Below are 14,594 nucleotides of genomic sequence, written 5' to 3'. Positions count from 1 at the left end.
AAAGATGAGTGCAATCCAATACGAAAAAAATGCCGATAACATTGTCATTTTAACGCTTGATTCAACAGGTCAATCTGCAAATACCATGAATGCCGAGTTTCGTGACTCGCTTGATGAAGCAACCCAAAAACTAAAAGCAGAAACAGCACTTGCGGGTGTTATTTTCCGCTCAGCCAAAAAAACTTTCTTTGCAGGCGGCGACTTAGATGAGCTTATTCAGGTTCAGCCTGAACATGCCACTGATTTCTTCAACATGGTTGAAAAGTTAAAAGGTCATTTACGTACCATTGAAACTCTAGGTATTCCTGTAGTTGCAGCCTTAAATGGCACAGCCCTTGGTGGCGGTTGGGAAATTGCATTAAGCTGCCATCATCGTATTGCAATTAATGACCCAAAAAGCAAATTCGGCCTACCTGAAGTCACTTTAGGCCTTTTACCAGGTGGCGGTGGTATCGTCCGCATGGTACGCCTGCTTGGCTTACAAAACGCATTGCCATTTTTAATGGAAGGTAAGCAGTTCGGTGTTGATAAAGCAAAATCTTTAGGTCTGATACATGACACTGCTGAAAACGAACAAGAGCTTTTAGAGAAAGCGATTACTTGGATAAAAGCCAATCCTAAGTCTCAACAACCTTTTGATGTGAAGGGTTATAAAATTCCGGGCGGCGATCCAAAGACTCCAGCTGTTGCTCAAGTTCTTGCTATTGCTCCTGCCATGTTAAGAGACAAAACCAAAGGTTGTTACCCTGCTCCTGAAGCAATTATGGCGGCAGCAGTCGAAGGCGCTCAGGTCGATGTAGATACCGCTTTACGCATCGAATCTCGTTACTTCACTAAACTCACCACAGGTCAAATCTCTAAAAATATGATCGGTACTTTCTGGCACGGTCTAAATGCAATTAAGTCTGGCGCTAGCCGCCCTGCTGATATTGCAAAATGGCAAGCCACCAAAGTTGGTGTGTTAGGTGCAGGTATGATGGGCGCTGGTATTGCATATTCAACCGCAATGAAAGGCATTCCTGTTGTTCTGAAAGATGTGTCTGTTGAAAATGCTGAAAAAGGCAAAGCCTATTCGCAGAAACTTTTAGATAAACGCGTTTCTCAAGGCCGTATGACCGCAGAAAAACGTGACCAAGTATTATCCCTCATTACAGCAACTGCCTCAGCACAAGACTTGCAAGGCTGTGATCTGATTATTGAAGCGGTATTTGAAAACCAAGAGCTCAAAGCCAAAGTCACTCAAGAAGCTGAACAATATTTAGCTGAAGGTGGAATCTTTGCATCGAATACATCCACCCTGCCTATTACAGGTTTGGCGACGGCGAGTAAAGATGCCCAGAAGTTTATTGGACTACATTTCTTTAGCCCAGTCGACAAAATGCAGTTAGTCGAAATCATTAAAGGTAAAAACACTTCAAGCGACACACTTGCTAAAGCCTACGACTTTGTACAACAAATTGGAAAAACGCCAATTGTTGTCAATGATAGCCGTGGCTTCTTTACCAGTCGTGTATTTGGTACTTTTATTCAAGAAGGTATGCGCTTACTTGCCGAAGGTGTTCATCCGGCCCGCATTGAAATGGCCGCTCTTAAAGCAGGCATGCCTGTAGGTCCCCTCGCTATTCAAGATGAAGTATCTTTAACCTTAACCGAACATGTTGCCAGTGAAGCACGTAAAGCCCTACAAACCGAAGGTAAAGATTTGCCTAAGACCTCTGTCGATGAGGTCGTTCATACCATGATTCATGAGTTAAACCGTAAAGGTAAAGCAGCCGGTGCAGGTTTCTATGAATATCCTGAAAGTGGTAAAAAGCACCTGTGGGAAGGTTTAAACCGCTGGCAAAAAGATCATGATATTTCTGAACAAGATATGATCGATCGCATTCTGTTTGTACAGGCTTTAGATACCCTACGTTGTTATGAGGAAGGCGTATTAGAGACTGTTATTGATGCCAATGTCGGTTCAATCTTTGGTATTGGTTACGCTCCTTGGACCGGAGGTGCGATCCAGTTCCTGAATCAATACGGTACTGATAAAGCACAAAAACGATCTGAAGAATTAGCTGCCAAATATGGTGAACGTTTTACACCTCCAACTTTGCTAAAAACCAAAGCTCAGCAGAAACAAAATATTCAATAACTTAGACTTATTGGATATTTAAAAACTGTATAAACCTTACCCATATAAATATATTTTATTTATATGGGTTTTTCTTTATGACCTTTAAGATTTCAGCCTCCTGCCTAAATATGCTATAAATAGACTTCATTTTTGTGCTTCTAAAGCACATTCGAGAAATCCTTATGTCCGATAAAAATTCTTCCGAGTCAGCAATTTTAGGTTGGAAATTTGTTCTGATCGTTGGTGTTTTGAGTGCGATTTTCCTTGGCTTTTTCTATTTAGCGATGAGTAATGAACCTGACTATATGCCAGGAGCTCAGCGCAAAGCACAACAAGAGCAAATGCAGCAAAAAGCTGAAAATTCCACAGAGCAACACGCTCAACATAGTGACAACATGTCTGAAATGGATATGAAAGAACATCAGAACTCAACTCAGTAATTAGATATCAAATGACAGATTTTTCCCGTAATGCACTTGTTGTAGAGGGTGGAGGCATGCGTGGTGCCTTTACCAGTGGCGTACTTGATGCTTTTTTACAGCAGCAGTTCAACCCTTTCGATTTATATGTTGGCGTATCATCTGGTTCAACCAACGTTGCAAATTACTTAGCTGGCCAGCAAGGCCGCACGTTAACGTTTTATGTCGATCACTCCCTGCGTCCTGAATTTATCGATTACAAACGCTTCTTTAAAGGCGGCGATTTACTTGATTTGAAATGGATGTGGGAGATTGGCGAGCAAGAGCATCCGCTTGATCAGCAAAGTCTGTTTGCCAAAAATCCTGATTTTTATATGGTATTAACGCATGCCAAAACAGGGCATGCAGAATATCTTCGTGCGGGTAAAGACAACTTGTTGAATGCGCTTCGTGCATCTAGCTCGATTCCAGTTTTAACGCGTCATCCCGTCGATATTATGGGTGAACCATACTTTGATGGTGGCGTTGCAGATGCCCTACCTGTTCGCTGGACGGCTCAGCAAAGTGATGTCAAAAAGCTGTTAGTTTTACGCACTCGCCCGAAAAATTACTTTAAAGCCAGCAGCAGAGGTGATCAATTCCTCGCGAAATATGCGTTTAAACATCATTATGGTTTTGCAAATAGCTTACGTAGCCGTTGTGCCAGATATAATGCTTCAGTAGATTTTGTCCGCGGTTCTAACCCAGACCAGCAAATTTTAGAAATTTGCCCGCCACCCCTTAAGAATATGGCAGGTCGTTTAAGTACTAATCCGAAAAAGCTTCGCTATAGCTATGAAGTCGGCTTAGAAACAGGTTTACAAGCCATTGAAAGCTGGAATGCAATGAAATAATACCAAATTGAGATTTCTAAAAAGAAGTCTCAATTTAACTCTAAAGTCATATCAATATGTGGGATACCACAATCTAGATATTCCTCGCCTTGAACTACAAAGCCCAATGCTTCATAAAACGCGGTCACATAAGTTTGAGCTGAAAGCTTTAGATAAGGTAAGTTCTGCTGGCGCGCATATTCAATGATATGCTCCATTAAAATTTTGCCCACACCTTGCTTACGATAAGGTACCAAAACAGCTACCCGCCCTACACTATGCTGTGGCAACAAGCGTGCTGTCGCAATGGGTTGCTCACGGTCATACACAATAAAGTGTAAAACCATGGCATCCAAATCATCCCATTCATCTTCAGGGGCAATTCCCTGCTCTTGAATAAAAACTTGCTCACGGATGAGCTTGGCATCTTTCTCAAGCTGCTCCCACCCACCCGCTATAATTTTATACATGGGTTAACCTGCTTAACACTTACAACCAATATTCTCGATAGGCAACTGGTCTTGTAATAACAATTCTAGAGTTTGTTTTTTAATACCATACATGTCTTTCAAGGCTTGAATTTGAGCCATGATCTTGGCATCAGGCTGAGCAACATCTTTACGCTTCGTCGCCAAAATCATTTTGTTTTTACTGGTATGTTCAAGCGATACAAACTCAAAAACTTTAGTTTCATAGCCATAAGCTTTTAAAAGTAATGCACGTAATGTATCGGTTAACATTTCAGCTTGCTGACCAGCATGAATTCCAAATTGGAGCATTGGCTGTAAAACTTCGGGACTATGTAATTGTGGGCGTAACTCTTTGTGGCAACATGGGGCACACATAATCATTGATGCATTTAAACGAATGCCGGTATGAATCGCAAAATCGGTAGCAATGTCACAAGCATGCAAAGCAATCATGACATCCAACTTTTCCGGTTGATAACTACGTACATCACCCTCAAAAAAGTCTAAATGATTGAAATCAACTTTATCTGCAACTTTTTGGCAAAATTCAACCAGATTTGGGCGTAATTCAACACCGGTAATTAGAGGTGTTTTTTGTTGTTCTTGCAAATAATCATATAAAGCAAAAGTTAAATAGCCTTTACCTGAACCGAAATCGACAATCCGTAGCTCTTGCTGAGATGCGTCAATCTGTTCATAGGCACTCGCAAAAATTTCAATAAATTTATTTATCTGTTTCCATTTACGGGCCATGCTTGGAATGATTTGGCCTTTTTCATCGGTAATACCAAGCTCTTTTAGAAATGCATTGCCCTGCTGTACATAGCGTTGCTTTTCACGATCATGCGTCTGAACCGTTTGTGTCGCATTTACAGTCTGCTTTTTACCTATATTTAATAGGGCTTTTTTCTTATTTTTTTTAAGTTGGATTTCTTGACTAGTTGAAAATAAGTTCGCTTGCTTACACTGCACTAAAAGCGCTGCAATCTGCTCCAAACCCTCTTCAAAAGAATAGTTTTTGGTCACATCCTGAGTAGTGTGGTGATATAGAGCTGAAAGCTGTTTTTGTCCATGTAACTCGACAACACGGAAAGTGATTTTTTCCAGTTGTTCCAACTCTCCTTTATATTGGCTCAAAATCAAACGCTCAAAAGTCTGCTCATCAAGCATTTGTTTGATTTCATAAAAGAATTGCTGTTCTTGCTCAAAGGAGAAAACCGACACGGATATACCTAAAAAATGAAGACTCATATAAAATAGAAGTTTAAAGGGTCTAGGATTAAAAATAAAATAACTTTACGACTGTTTTGTATTTCTATACATTTGTATTTTTAATCAAAAAAATTAAACTCATGAGTAAATCTGTGCTGGAAACTTACGATCCTAAAGAAGAACTACTTAACGCCTACAGCCATGGAGCTGGTGTCGTTATGGCAGTTATTGCTTCTATCTTTTTAATTATGAAGGGATCTTATCTTCCAACTGCTCAGTGGGTGGGTTTATGGGTATACTCATTTAGTCTAATTCTAGTTTTCACGAGTTCAACACTCTATCACTTTGCTCAAACACAAAATCTACGTTACTGGTATAAGAAACTAGACCACACTGCTATTTATTATTTAATTGCTGGGACATATACCCCTTTCTTAAGCATCGCGATTCCTACACAAAAAGCCCATATTCTGCTGATTGCACTCTGGAGCATTGCTGCAATTGGTACACTTTTCAAGTTAGTTTTTATTCATCGTTTTCAAAAAATTTCTTTGCTGGCCTATATTGTAATGGGATGGCTTGCCGTTTTTGTAATGGATGATATGCGTACTTATTTGAGTAAAGACGCATTGATTTTCTTGATTATTGGCGGGTTAGCTTATACGGTCGGAGCATTGTTTTACGCGTTAAAAAAGGTAAGATATACCCATGCGATCTGGCACATTTTTGTGCTTTTAGGTGCAGGAGCACACTTTCTTGCTATCTATTGGTACATTGTTTAGTTCATTTTTCACTCTTATTCAGTGATCCTGAAAGAGTCATGGATGATGTTCTTTCACACTATTCTTTTAGAAAAATATGTCTTTAAAAAGAATAGTAAATTAAAAATAAATTTTAACTGATATAAGGTCTTATATGGAGTCAACTTCTGCGACTGCTGCTCCGGCAGTAGCCACTAATTCAAAAGCGCGGGTTTTGTTTGCAAGCTTAGTCGGTACAACCATTGAGTTCTTCGACTTTTATATCTATGCAACAGCTGCCGTTATTATTTTTCCTCACCTGTTTTTCCCTGCTAGTAGTGGCAGTGCCGCAGTATTACAATCTTTAGCAACCTTCGCCATTGCCTTTATTGCCCGCCCTATCGGTGCAGCATTATTCGGTCATTTAGGAGACCGTATTGGTCGTAAAGCCACTCTAGTTGCAGCTTTGCTCACCATGGGTATTTCAACAGTCTGTATTGGTTTACTTCCAACCTATGCACAAATTGGTCTTGCCGCGCCTTTACTATTGGCTCTATGTCGTCTAGGGCAAGGCTTAGGTTTAGGTGGTGAATGGAGCGGTGCTGTATTACTTGCGACAGAGAATGCACCTGAAGGTAAGCGCGCATGGTATGGCATGTTCCCACAGCTTGGTGCTCCAATTGGCTTTATTTTAGCAACAGGTTCATTTTTATTATTGGGTGCAGCCATTCCTGAGCAGGCATTCATGCAATGGGGCTGGCGTATTCCCTTTATTGCAAGTGCTGTATTAGTGATTGTTGGCTTATATATTCGTTTAAAACTCCATGAGACTCCAGCATTTCAAAAGGTCTTGGATAAGCAAAAAGAAGTAAATATTCCATTTAAAGAAGTCTTAACCAAACATACAGGCAAACTTGTACTTGGTACGATTGCAGCAATCTGTACTTTTGTGGTGTTCTATCTTACGACGGTATTTGCCTTAAACTGGGCAACCACTAAATTAGGCTATGCACGCGGTGAGTTCTTGGAACTTCAACTCTTTGCCACACTGTGCTTTGCTGCATTCATTCCTTTATCGGCTATTTTTGCAGAAAAATTTGGTCGTAAAGCCACTTCGATTGGTGTTTGTATTGCTGCTGCAATTTTCGGTTTGTTCTTCTCTAGCATGTTAGAGTCTGGAAATACGTTAATTGTCTTTCTCTTCTTATGTACAGGCTTGTCAATTATGGGCTTGACCTATGGTCCGATTGGTACCGTTCTTTCTGAACTTTTTCCAACTTCAGTCCGTTATACAGGTTCAGCATTAACGTTCAACTTGGCAGGTATTTTTGGTGCATCTTTTGCTCCACTTATTGCAACGAAGCTTGCTGAAACTTATGGTTTATATGCAGTTGGTTATTATCTTACTGCAGCATCCCTTCTATCACTCATCGCTTTCTTATTTATTCGTGAAACAAAAAATGATGATGTGAATAATCAGATCTAAAAACTAGAAATTCTTATATAAAAAAGCCGGTTCATCATTGACCGGCTTTTTTTACAGATACAGCTTAATTTATTGATGCCGGATTTGCTGGTGTAACGCTATTTGTTACAGCTGGAGCTGCTACATTGCTTGCCGCAACTGCCGCTGGTCCTGCTACAGCTGCTTCACCAATTAAAGCCACTTTTGCTTTTTCTTGGCTCTTCACAGATAAAGCAGGGTTAGTTGCCACAATACGATTAATGTTTGCCGAGTTTGCCGGAGCAATCGCAGTAGTTTGTAAAATAATTGGGCGATTACCTGTGTTACCTAACGTATAGCGAATACCTGTACGAGGACTAATCACAGTTGTATTTTCTTGCTTCACTACAGCTTGAGCCGAAGTTGGCCCTTTTGCTGCAAGTACTTTATCAACCGTTGTCGTTTGAGGGGCTGAAGCTGCTTCTGCTGCGAAAACAAAACTAGGCACAGCAAGAACAGTTAAAAATAAAGGTTGTAATACTTTTTTCATTGTCTTTCCAACATACACTCTGGATGAGAAGTAAATAGCATTTAATGCTTAAAACTGCAAACATTATTCACAGGCTTACTACAAACATAAAAAAAGCAGAACAATTGTTCTGCTTTTTTTCGTTAAGGCAGCTTAAATCTTACCGTGACACTGCTTATATTTTAATCCTGAACCACATGGGCATGGCGCATTGCGGCTTTCTGGAACAGGGAAAGCTTGCTGATCGGCAGACTCGTTCATGGTTTCTTGAGAAACAGTAACTTCTCCAGTTAAACCATCTACATCGTCATGTTCAAAAGAAAGCTTCATTGATTCAGCTTGCTGCTGCTGTTGAGCTTCCATTTCTGCAAGTTCTTCTGGTGTTGGGATATGTACACGAGACAAATCAGTCACAACATCAGTTTTAATAATACCAAGCATATTTACAAACAGGTTGAAAGCTTCTTTCTTGTATTCCTGTTCAGGATTCTTTTGCGCATAGCCACGTAAGTGAATACCTTGACGCAAGTAGTCCATTGCAGCTAAGTGATCTTTCCAATGACGATCAAGAGAGTTTAAAACGAAGTGGCGTTCAAGCATTGCTGCTGATTCATCACCCATTTGAGCACGGCGTTGACGATAACGTTCAATCACTTCATCACTGATTCGTTCAACTAAACCTTCTTCATCCAGACGGCGATCTTGATCTAACCATTCCTGAATTGGCAGCTCAATGCCCAAATCGATACGTAAAGCATTCTCTAAACCTTCAACATCCCACTGGTCATGAATTGACTCAGGTGGAATAAAGTTAGCAATCACGCCTTTCATCACTTCATGATGCATTTCTTCGACGTATTCTTTTAAAGTATTTTCAGCTAACACTTCATCACGTTGTGAATAAATGATCTTACGTTGTTCATTATTCACATCATCGTATTTCAATAAGTTTTTACGAATATCAAAGTTACGAGCTTCAACTTTACGCTGAGCATTCTCAATTGAACGACTCACCATTTTATGTTCAATCGCTTCATTTTCTTGTAGACCCATCGCGCGCATCATTCCGACTACGCGGTCACCTGCGAAAATACGCATAAGGTCATCTTCAAGAGACAAATAGAAACGAGAAACACCAGGGTCACCCTGACGGCCCGCACGACCACGTAACTGGTTATCAATACGACGTGATTCATGGCGTTCAGAACCAATGATGTGCAAACCACCTGATTGTAATACATCTTCGTGGTCTTGTTCCCATTGTGCTTTCAGAAGTGCTTCATCTTCAGCAGTAGGGTTTTCAAGTTTGGCAAGTTTCGCTTTCCAGTTACCACCCAAGATAATGTCTGTACCACGACCCGCCATGTTCGTTGCAATCGTTACTGCATTCGGGCTACCCGCTTGAGCAATAATGTCAGCTTCACGCTCATGTTGTTTTGCATTCAACACTTCGTGATGAATACCAGCTTGCATTAACTTAGAAGATAAAATTTCACTAGCTTCAATGGTCGCTGTACCAATAAGAATCGGTGCCACACCTTGCTCACGAATATTCGTAATTTCCTGAATAATCGCGTCATATTTACCGTTACGGTTTAAATAAATTAAATCGTTTTGGTCATTACGTACCATTGGGCGGTGAGTTGGAATAATCACAACATCAAGGCCATAAATTTCTTTCATTTCCGCAGCTTCAGTATCAGCAGTACCTGTCATACCTGAAAGCTTTTTATATAGACGGAAATAGTTCTGGAATGTTGTGGTCGCTAAAGTCTGGTTTTCAGGCTGAATTTCCAAACCTTCTTTCGCTTCAACTGCTTGATGCAAACCTTCTGACCAACGACGGCCCGGCATTGTACGGCCAGTATGTTCGTCAACAATCACGACTTCACCATCATGAATAATATAGTGAACATCGCGTTGGAATAAGAAATGTGCACGAATAGCGGCAGACACATGGTGAACAAGGCTTAGATTCGTTGCTGAATATAAGCTTTCACCTTCAGCCAACAAGCCCATCTGAATAAGTTCTTGCTCAACAGTTTCATAACCAATTTCGGTCATTTCAACTGAACGCTGTTTTTCATCAATCCAGAAATGCCCGCCATCTGCGACTTTTTCTTCTTTTTGCGGACGTAATCTAGGGGGAATCGTGTTGATTGCAGCATAAAGATGCGAAGAGTCTTCACTTTGACCAGAAATAATTAATGGTGTACGTGCTTCATCAATCAAGATTGAGTCAACTTCATCGATAATGGCATAGTGCAAGCCACGTTGTTTCTTTTCTGCTAAAGAAAACACCATGTTGTCACGTAAGTAGTCAAAACCGAATTCATTATTGGTACCATAAGTAATATCAGCAAGATAAGCTTCCGCTTTTTCTGACGGGCCTTGCATTGAATAGATAGTACCAATAGATAAACCCAAAAATTCAAATAATGGGCGGTTCAACTCAGCATCACGCTGTGCCAAATAATCGTTCACAGTAATGACATGAACGCCTTCGCCACTTAATGCGTTTAAATAACACGCCAAAGTACCCATAAGGGTTTTACCTTCACCGGTACGCATTTCGGCAATCTTACCTTCGTGTAAGGTAATACCACCAATAAGCTGAACGTCATAGTGACGCATGCCCATTACACGTTTGGCAGCTTCACGACACACTGCAAACGCTTCTGGAAGTAATTTATCTAAACTTTCGCCATTATTATAACGTTGTTTGAATTCTGGAGTTTTTGCAGATAAGTCTGCATCGCTTAAAGCTGATATCGTCGGCTCGAGCGCATTGATTTGCTCAACAATTTTGCGCATGCGTTTGAGTTCGCGCTCATTTTTTGTACCGAAGATACCTCCGATCAGACTTGCCAACATGGATAAACTCTCTAAATCTTGCTTGGTCAAATGAATAAACTTTTTCTCAGTCGTTTATTATGGTGCCAGAAATTTGAAGTACAAGGGTTTTGCACAAAACCCCTAAAAAAAATCTGATAGTTAGACGAATGGTTTTATCATTCGCCTAGTCCCCCGTAATGCGCCCTGCCCCTAAAAACGTAACATTAACGCTCATCTATTAAGCATAACTTCCGAGAAATCTAATTTAGCAAATTTACCTTAAAGTTACATTGATTAAGCACATAAAATAGTGAGTTTTAGTCATATATATTTACACTTATATAAAAAACTCATAATAAAATACAAAAACAATAATTTTAATCATAAAGATAATGCTGCATATTTATTGGATCGAATAACAAATTATGAGCAATTGAGGAACGATCATGACACTACGATTAGGAGACACAGCCCCCGATTTTCAACAAGAATCGAGCGAAGGCACAATTAATTTTTATGATTTTTTAGGGGATAGTTGGGGAATTTTATTTTCACATCCAGCCGACTATACTCCTGTATGTACAACAGAGTTAGGTTACACAGCAAAATTAAAAGATGAATTTGAAAAACGTAATGTTAAAGCGATTGCTCTGTCAGTAGATGATGTAGAGTCTCATAAGGGTTGGATCAATGACATTAACGAAACACAAAATACGACTGTAAATTTTCCAATCATTGCAGATAAAGACCGCAAGGTTTCAGAGCTGTATGGATTTATTCATCCAAATGCCAGTGAAACATTGACTGTACGTTCTTTAGTGATTATTGATCCAAATAAAAAAGTTCGCTTAATCATTACCTACCCTGCTTCAACAGGCCGAAATTTTAATGAAGTCTTACGTGTTGTTGACTCATTACAATTAACTGACAAGCATAAAGTCGCTACGCCTGCGAACTGGCAACAAGGTGAAGATGTCGTTATTGTGCCATCACTTAAAGATGAAGAAGAAATTAAACAGCGCTTCCCTAAAGGCTATACAGCGGTTAAACCTTATTTACGCCTCACGCCACAGCCTGAAAGCAATAAAACCGACTAAAGGTTTTTATTGCTTGCAAGACAAACGAAGTGCGTAGGCAAGCATTTGAAAAGTTCGCTACAAGACAAGCGAAGCGCATAGGCAAACATTCGAAACTTTTCGAATAAAAACTGTCAGCGACACGTACGCAACCAGTTAAAAAGTTCATAACAGGACATGCGAAGCAAGTACCAAATTTTTAGAAAATCTTAAGTAAATATCACACTCTAAAAAGTCATCCAACGTGATGGCTTTTTATTTATGTATTGAATACACATGGTTTTTACTGCCCAGATCAGTTATAACTCGAAGCGATTCGGTATAAAAAATAAAAATCATGATCCATAAAATTCATCATTTAAAGTGCGGCAGCATGTGCCCAGTTTGTGCCCCACTCTTTGGACAAAAAGGCTTCCGGGCTGAAGTCGTCTGCCATTGCCTGTTGGTTGAAACCGATCGAGGTCTAGTGCTTATTGATACAGGCTTCGGACTGCAAGATTACCTACATATGAAACAGCGACTAGGTTCATTAGTCCAACGTTTAGGCAAAATTGAGACTAACCTTGAGTTTAGTGCCATCCAGCAAATCCAAAAGCTCGGGTTTAATCCTAAGGATGTACAACATATTTTTGTCACTCATCTTGATTTTGATCATGCAGGTGGAATTTCAGATTTTCCTCATGCCACAGTTCATGTTTTAGCGGCAGAATATAACGCGGCTCAACTACCAAATTTTAAGGGCAAACTTCGCTACAGAAACAATCAATATAAAGACCATCGTTACTGGAACTTCGTTGAATATCAGCAAGGTGAAGCATGGTTTAATCTGGAAAAAGTAAAAGGCTTTCCTCTTTTTCAAGATGAAATTTTAATGGTGCCTTTATTGGGTCACTCAGCTGGTCATTGTGGCATTGCGATAAAGCAACAAAATCAATGGTTATTATTTTGTGGAGATGCGTACTACTCACACCTAGAGTTAAACCCTAAAAATAAATTAAGATCACTTAGTTTGCTGGAAAAAACATTTGCAGAAGATAATGAGAAACGTCTTGTTAATCTCAAACGCTTGCAGCATTTAGCTCAACATGAGCCAACGATTGAAATAATTTGTGCTCATGATCCTTATGAGCTTAACCGGTATCAAACATGAAAAAATTATCACTCATCACACTTGCCATCTGTATAAATTTACAGGGATGTATGCAACATGAAAGTATTGCCCATGAACATAGACCACAAGATTGGGGTACTTTAGTCTCTCAGAGTCATAACTTTTATCAAATTAGTGGTGATGTTTTTCGCAGTGAACAACCCGATGCAACGATGGTTCCCGAGATAAAACGCCATCAAATTGGAACTATTATTAACCTAAGAGCCAAAGCGGCAGATGATTTAGTTTTTAAAAATGAAAATTTTAATCTTGTACATATTCCTATCAACACATGGGCAATTGATCGACAAGATCTATTAGAAGTCATGCAACAAATTAAGATTGCCAAACAGAATAATCAACGTGTTTTATTACACTGCTACCATGGTTCAGACCGTACAGGAGCCAGTGTTGCCATGTATCGAATTATTTTTGAGAATTGGGCAATTGATGATGCGGTCAAAGAAATGAAACAAGGTGGTTATGGCTACCATATTATCTGGAAAAACATTGACCGCCTATTTACACCTGAAAATGTAAAATGGACTCAACAGCAACTGTCGAATTCCAGCAGCTAAAGACTGGATTGCTTTTGTATACAAACGCGATTGATAGGCAAATAAGTTGGCTCAATCACCAACTTATTTATTGTTTTCATTCTTATCAATTACATCGAAAAACATACATTTAAAGATAGATGACCATCAAAAATATGATTTAACTTTATGATTTTCCAAAAGCGGCGTTGCTAAGTAATACCTTCAAAATTTCAGAATCACCACCATCACTGTCTGTCACTAATAAAAATACTTCGCCATCGGATCTCGACTCAAACCAAGTAATCCCTTCAACCTTGATTAGCAGCGTCTGTCCTTTCGCATCTCGAATCAAATGAGCCGCTAAAGCTTTACCATCAGGCGAAAACACCAAAATAAAACTTCCCAAGACAGCACCGTCATCATAGGTATTGAGTGTTTGTTCGACCGCAGCTGTAGCAACAATCAAATTTTTATCCGCTAAAAAACAAGCATCTGAAATGCCACTTGCTGAACCATCAAGCTCAGTTAAGCTCAGTTTGAGCGAATGTATAAGTGCATTTGCTAAGGATTTTCCTGCTTGAATTTTGATTAAATCAAAGACTAAAACCCCATGATGGAGATTTATGTTACCACGTTGAAAGATATAGAGATAACGATGGTCTGAACATATGGCTTCTATATTGAGATCAGCCCCGCCTGTTAATTCAACCTGATGCTGCAAAAAATCATAATCAACCGCATCCAAGAAAGCTCTGACCTGATCATTGGCAGGGTTATAGAGTAATGCTCGTTTTCGATTTTCTGTAGAACCCGAGCCCATCACCAAAAGCTGTGATTGTCCGTTCCAACTTATGGAGGTTAAAGCTTCAAAATCAGGCTTCTGTTCTTTGCTTAATGCACTTAGCGGTATTTGCTCTGAAGGATCAAATAACGGAATTTTTTCAAAGACCGTTGCATCGGCCATGTTCTGGGTTCGATTGATTCTTAATAAATAAGGGAGATTATCACCAACAAAATAAACATCATCCCCCACACAAGCAACTCCAGACAGCGCGCTAATCACTGAATCTTGTGCAAAAACAAATCGTTCTAATATTTTGATCGTTGTATTCATCTTCAAGATCCCCTATTGAATGGAACACTCCTCACAAGAATAAAGCCTTTGAAGTGTTCCTGATTTGATTTA

13 protein-coding genes are annotated in these 14,594 nt (G+C 39.7%); 8 read left to right on the top strand and 5 right to left on the bottom strand.

Features of this window, described 5'->3' with window-relative positions; all coding sequences use genetic code 11:
* The first annotated feature begins 4 nt into the window (after positions 1-4).
* The 3 genes from ACB088_RS00650 to ACB088_RS00640 all read left to right on the top strand — a co-directional run bounded on the left by ACB088_RS00650 (position 5) and on the right by ACB088_RS00640 (position 3,434).
* Positions 5-2,140: a 3-hydroxyacyl-CoA dehydrogenase NAD-binding domain-containing protein gene (locus tag ACB088_RS00650; protein WP_375037732.1), complete on the top strand. Its 2,136-nt coding sequence runs from the start codon at positions 5-7 to the stop codon at positions 2,138-2,140.
* Positions 2,141-2,304: 164 nt separating this feature from the next.
* On the top strand, positions 2,305-2,562 hold the full coding sequence (locus ACB088_RS00645; RefSeq protein ID WP_004638947.1) for a hypothetical protein: 258 nt from the start codon (positions 2,305-2,307) through the stop codon (positions 2,560-2,562).
* A gap of 11 nt (positions 2,563-2,573) precedes the next feature.
* Positions 2,574-3,434, top strand: coding sequence for a patatin family protein (locus ACB088_RS00640; protein WP_375037731.1), 861 nt, complete (start codon positions 2,574-2,576; stop codon positions 3,432-3,434).
* A 29-nt stretch (positions 3,435-3,463) separates the two neighbouring features.
* Here the strand turns inward: ACB088_RS00640 and ACB088_RS00635 are convergent, their stop codons facing one another.
* Entirely contained in the window at positions 3,464-3,883 is a 420-nt protein-coding gene (locus ACB088_RS00635; protein ID WP_375037730.1) for a GNAT family N-acetyltransferase, read from the bottom strand.
* A 12-nt stretch (positions 3,884-3,895) separates the two neighbouring features.
* Positions 3,896-5,107 (bottom strand): SAM-dependent methyltransferase, encoded by a 1,212-nt coding sequence (locus tag ACB088_RS00630; RefSeq protein ID WP_092708696.1) that lies wholly within the window; start codon positions 5,105-5,107, stop codon positions 3,896-3,898.
* Between the two features lie 128 nt (positions 5,108-5,235).
* Here ACB088_RS00630 and ACB088_RS00625 point away from each other — a divergent pair, with 128 nt between their 5' ends.
* Both ACB088_RS00625 and ACB088_RS00620 read left to right on the top strand, forming a co-directional pair.
* Positions 5,236-5,877 carry a hemolysin III family protein gene (locus tag ACB088_RS00625; RefSeq protein ID WP_003655229.1) on the top strand — a complete coding sequence of 214 codons (642 nt, stop codon included), beginning with the start codon at positions 5,236-5,238 and terminating at the stop codon, positions 5,875-5,877.
* A 133-nt stretch (positions 5,878-6,010) separates the two neighbouring features.
* Positions 6,011-7,321 carry an MFS transporter gene (locus ACB088_RS00620; protein ID WP_056483459.1) on the top strand — a complete coding sequence of 437 codons (1,311 nt, stop codon included), beginning with the start codon at positions 6,011-6,013 and terminating at the stop codon, positions 7,319-7,321.
* A gap of 64 nt (positions 7,322-7,385) precedes the next feature.
* Here the strand turns inward: ACB088_RS00620 and ACB088_RS00615 are convergent, their stop codons facing one another.
* Positions 7,386-7,829 (bottom strand): hypothetical protein, encoded by a 444-nt coding sequence (locus tag ACB088_RS00615; protein ID WP_375037729.1) that lies wholly within the window; start codon positions 7,827-7,829, stop codon positions 7,386-7,388.
* A 132-nt stretch (positions 7,830-7,961) separates the two neighbouring features.
* Positions 7,962-10,682 (bottom strand): preprotein translocase subunit SecA, encoded by a 2,721-nt coding sequence (secA, locus tag ACB088_RS00610; RefSeq protein WP_375038749.1) that lies wholly within the window; start codon positions 10,680-10,682, stop codon positions 7,962-7,964.
* Positions 10,683-11,089: 407 nt separating this feature from the next.
* Here secA and ACB088_RS00605 point away from each other — a divergent pair, with 407 nt between their 5' ends.
* From ACB088_RS00605 to ACB088_RS00595, 3 genes are all read left to right on the top strand, one after another.
* Positions 11,090-11,740, top strand: coding sequence for a peroxiredoxin (locus ACB088_RS00605; RefSeq protein WP_000175335.1), 651 nt, complete (start codon positions 11,090-11,092; stop codon positions 11,738-11,740).
* 316 nt (positions 11,741-12,056) lie between these two features.
* Positions 12,057-12,869: an MBL fold metallo-hydrolase gene (locus tag ACB088_RS00600; protein WP_375037728.1), complete on the top strand. Its 813-nt coding sequence runs from the start codon at positions 12,057-12,059 to the stop codon at positions 12,867-12,869.
* The gene (locus ACB088_RS00595; protein WP_199990782.1) at positions 12,866-13,447 is read left to right on the top strand and encodes a dual specificity protein phosphatase family protein; all 582 of its coding nucleotides are present in this window, start codon (positions 12,866-12,868) and stop codon (positions 13,445-13,447) included. The genes ACB088_RS00600 and ACB088_RS00595 overlap by 4 nt, the downstream gene beginning before the upstream one ends.
* Positions 13,448-13,592: 145 nt before the next feature.
* On the opposite strand, the gene ACB088_RS00590 is transcribed toward ACB088_RS00595, so the two are convergent.
* Positions 13,593-14,522, bottom strand: a complete 930-nt coding sequence (locus ACB088_RS00590; protein ID WP_375037727.1) for a hypothetical protein — start codon at positions 14,520-14,522, stop codon at positions 13,593-13,595.
* Positions 14,523-14,594: the final 72 nt, after the last annotated feature.

The organism is Acinetobacter sp. RW6, from assembly GCF_041956835.1.
GTDB classification, from domain to species: Bacteria; Pseudomonadota; Gammaproteobacteria; order Pseudomonadales; family Moraxellaceae; genus Acinetobacter; species Acinetobacter calcoaceticus.
This window is presented reverse-complemented; position numbering and strand designations above follow the sequence as displayed.